General features: G+C 49.5%; 3 protein-coding genes and 1 pseudogene. All 4 read left to right on the top strand.

What is annotated here, in order from left to right; translation table 11 throughout:
- The coding region (locus ACYC56_RS12740; protein WP_461374553.1) for a nicotinate phosphoribosyltransferase at positions 1-648 on the top strand (648 nt) is incomplete at its 5' end.
- A 33-nt stretch (positions 649-681) separates the two neighbouring features.
- Positions 682-903, top strand: coding sequence for a hypothetical protein (locus ACYC56_RS12745; protein WP_461374554.1), 222 nt, complete (start codon positions 682-684; stop codon positions 901-903).
- Positions 904-1,043: 140 nt separating this feature from the next.
- Positions 1,044-2,240, top strand: a complete 1,197-nt coding sequence (locus ACYC56_RS12750) for a D-alanyl-D-alanine carboxypeptidase family protein (RefSeq protein ID WP_461374555.1) — start codon at positions 1,044-1,046, stop codon at positions 2,238-2,240.
- Positions 2,241-2,614: 374 nt separating this feature from the next.
- Positions 2,615-4,211 (top strand): annotated as a pseudogene (locus tag ACYC56_RS12755) (hypothetical protein); the annotation flags it as partial.

Genomic DNA, 4,211 nt, shown 5'->3' on the forward strand with positions numbered 1-4,211 from the left:
GTAAGCGGCATATATACCGACTTTGCCGTTTATGAAACCTCGATGCTGGGGTTGGTCTGCCAGGCTTCCGGGATAGCGACCCGCGCCGCACGCTGCAAACAGGTAGCGGGTGAGCGCCAGGTGGTAAGTTTCGGCGCCCGCCGGATGCATCCCGCAATAAGCCCCATGATAGAGAGAAACGCCTTTATCGGCGGGTGCGATGGTGTAGCCGTCGCCAAGAGCGCCGAGCTGATAGGCGAACAACCGGTGGGAACCATGCCCCATGCGCTCATCATCGTCTTCGAGGATGAAATTGCCGCATACAAAGCGTTTGATGAGATAATCGACCCGGGGGTGCGGCGTGTCGCCTTAATCGATACGTTTGACGACGAGAAATTCGGCGCCCTCAAAGCCGCATATGCGCTCGGCGACCACCTCTATGCCGTGCGGCTCGACACCCCGAGCTCTCGCAGGGGAAATTTCCTTAAGATATTGCAGGAGGTACGCTGGGAGCTTGACCTCAGGGGCTTTGATTTCGTAAAGCTCTTCTGCAGCGGCGGCCTCGATGAGAAAAAGATCGCAGTACTCAACGAATACGCCGATGCCTACGGGGTCGGTACCTATATAAGCTCCGCCCCTGTTGTAGATTTCTCGTTCGATATCTTCTAGGTAAGCGGAAAGCCGTTCGCCAAACGAGGCAAAATGTCAGGCGCCAAACAACTCTGGCGCTGCGAGGATTGCCTTGAAACAAAGCTCACCCCAAAAGATAAACGACCGGATGAGCGCTGCATGTGCGGCGGGGATTGGGTAGAGCTTTTAAAGCCACTCATACGGTCGGGCGAAATCGTTCGCGACCTTCCACGCGCCAAGCAAATTCGCGACCATGTCCTTCGCCAGCTCGGCCAACTCGATCGAATCCTCTAGCCTAAAACATCTTTATTTCTGGTAAGATTAATCGTAAGATTCATAATTAACCGATGGGTAGTAGGGTAATTATGATGTATTGTGAAAATAAGAGTTGTTTTTTTAATCCATACACGTGAACTGAACAGGGCATGTAGCTAATGAAAAGATCGGTACCGGTAAGTTTTGCGAGAGAGACGTCTAAAAGAGAACTCTTACTAGCGATAGTATTAATTATCGCAATTCTGACAAGCGCATATATCCCGACAATGCCGGTCGCGTACGCAGAAGGTCTCGAACCAAAGATCGAGGCGCCTTCCGCCATTGTGATCGACGCAAAAACGGGTGACGTTCTATGGGAAAAGAACGCGGATGAGAAACACCCGATTGCAAGCACTACGAAGATAATGACCGCTATTATCGCTATCGAGAACAAAAGCCTCGGCGAGACCGTGACCGCCGGCAATGATGTGCTTCATACGGATGGGTATGGATTCGAGATACCGGTCGGCGAGAAGATGAGGCTGGAGGATTTCCTCTATGCGCTCCTGCTGTATTCGGCGAACGATGCCGCGGCCGCTATTGCCGATTATGTCGGTGGGTCGATCGATGTCTTCGCCCGAATGATGAATATCCAGGCAAAGGATATCGGCGCAAAGAACACGACCTACGTTAACCCGCACGGCCTGCCGGCAAAGGGACATCCCTCTAATTATTCGACCGCCCGCGACCTTGCGATGATCTCCCGCTACGCGATGAAGAACAAAACGTTCCAGAACATCGTCGCCTCAAAGCAGAGAAACTTGAGCCGTTTCGGAACGGGAAAGCGTACCATCGTCGAGAACCGAAACCGCCTCCTCTGGACCTATCCGGCTGCGGACGGCGTTAAGACTGGCTACACAAAAGAAGCAGGCCACTGTCTCGTAGCCTCTGCAAGGCGGGGCGACGTGCAAGTAATCTCGGTAGTGCTCGACGCGGCTACGTCCGAAGCCCTCTTCATAGAATCTGCATCCTTGCTCGAACACGGATTCGGTTTCTTCGAGAAGAAACGCCTTCTTGCCAAGGATACGGTCTACAAAACGGTGCGGGTTGGTTACGGGCAGACCATCGATCTTACCGCGGGCTCCGACATAGACGGATTTGTTAGACGCTCCAACGATTTAGAGATAAAAACCACGACAAAAAGCGACATTAAGCTGCCGGTTCAAAAAGGAAGCCCGCTCGGCGTAGTAACTGTTTTCCAATCAGGAAAACCGGTCGCAACGGCCGACCTCATAGCCAATCAAACCTTCAAAAAGCCTAACTTCTTCCAAGCCATCGGCTACTATATCAAAGCCGCATGGAACGCTGTCTTTTAGCACCAGCATGTAATTAGAAATAAAGCGTGATTTTAGCGACCGCTTAAAAGGTATTGCTAATTGCGAGAACGCAGATGTTAAAATCCCCCGATTACGAGAGATTACAGCCCCCAATAAATTACAGGTTATACCAATTGCTACCTTATTTGACGAATTTTTGACACCCGCTTGTTACCCTAATACTCATACCTTGCTTTGGGCAGGGCTCGAGTTCCTTTTAATGCCGGTAACGGCTTTATATAGATCGAGTAGCATCACAAAACTCGCAAGAAGATGCCTCCAAGCTATGGGCTACCGGCTTAGGGACATGCAATACAGTATCTAATTCAACATCAAAGATACTATGTGCTCATTTTTATGAAGGAGGAACGCAAATGAAGGATACAGACGTTTCAAAGGGGAGGTTAGGATTCCGGAATCTCTCACTTATAGTATTGCTGGCATTACTTATCGGTATTTTACAACTTTCTGTTGCTTACGCCACCTCAGCTCAGAACAGCGTAAATGAGGTGAATCTGCATAAGACAGCATCCAAAAGCGCTCACTCGTCATCCCTTCGCATGAGTTCGGATGGTGCGAACGGACAGTTCGTGGTTTGGGTCTTGCAAAACGGCTCATGGAAAGAGGCGGGGAAGCTTCCATTCGACCATAACTTCAAGCAGAACACGCTAGACATCGGTGCGTTTGTAAAGTCTGCCACGGCCGCAAAGGTTCGCATCGAGCAAGAGGGTGGAGCTGCGGCCCACCTTGATTCCGTATTTTTGGGCGATAAATCTGCAGTAAAAGTTAACGGTAAAAGCGGTTTTGTCGTTAAGAAGCTCTCGAAAACGGATTTCGATGTCATCAACTTGGGGAAAGACGGCATCGAACTTGTCTTCCATGCTAATACAAAGGATAAAACTCTTGCCGTAACAGGCAGGATCGAAGGGGAGACCATTAGCAAGACCCCATTCCAGTATCCTTTGAGCAATCTATATGAAACCATCGACGCTAACTCGTCCTTCTATATGTATGACCTTGGTTCCAACAAGGTAAAAGAGGGCAAGAATAATATCATCAAATCGCTCGCTGCAAAGGAACCACTCTTTAAGGTATTCAGCAAGCCTGATACCGGCCATCCGAATGGCTTTACATACGGCTGGGTGGGTAATGACAGCAAGAACTTGTATGTTTTGATGGATTTCACTCCTGATAACACATTCGATGGTGATAAAGACTATGCCAAAGTATATGTAAAGACCGATAGCGGAGTGAAAGAATTCAAGGTGTCAGTACCCGATCAAACATGGGGTAAGCCATATTTTATCTACACCGATAAGGTAAAATACCAGCATAAGGTTTACTCGTTCACCATTCCACTCGACCAATTGGGCACGGATTCAGAAAACCTCTCACTGGCATTTGCGGCATACGGTACGGCTGCTGTTGTTTGCAAACAACCGGCAATGGCATTTGCATATAACTCGGAAACAGAGCAATTTTTGGTCGCATATGCGAGAAGCTCTTCTGAAAACTATGCAACCGATGATAATGACACAAACCAGATTGTCGCACGCTCGGTAAGCCCCGATGGCTTAACCGAGTCATTCGAAGAGGAAGTCTACGAGGCTTCGGGTGCTACACTTAGCAACCCGGCGGTCGCATCTGGATACGCTGGGACGGCGCTTGTAGTTTGGGATAATGCTTGGGATGGAATCAACGTACAAGGGCAATTGGTCGAAAGAGACGGAGAGCCGGCCGGCGGTAGTGGTCCGGTGTCGTTCGCAGATTGGCAGAACAACACGAACCCGGCGGTCGCATATGATGGTTTTAATGAAAAGTACCTGGTAGTTTGGGACGGTGGCTATAATGGCGACAGTACAGGCAGAAATATATATGGTCGAATCATCGATAAATACGGCGCTCTTGTGCCAGGTGAAGGTCGGTTTCAAATCTGCACCGATACAGCGAATCAAGAGAATCCCGTAATCG

The organism is Candidatus Aquicultor sp. (assembly GCF_054640775.1).

Coding starts and splice junctions, on each gene's coding strand:
- ACYC56_RS12745 (WP_461374554.1), top strand. CDS start 682: ATGTCAGGCGCCAAACAACTCTGGCGCTGCGAGGATTGCCTTGAAACA.
- ACYC56_RS12750 (WP_461374555.1), top strand. CDS start 1,044: ATGAAAAGATCGGTACCGGTAAGTTTTGCGAGAGAGACGTCTAAAAGA.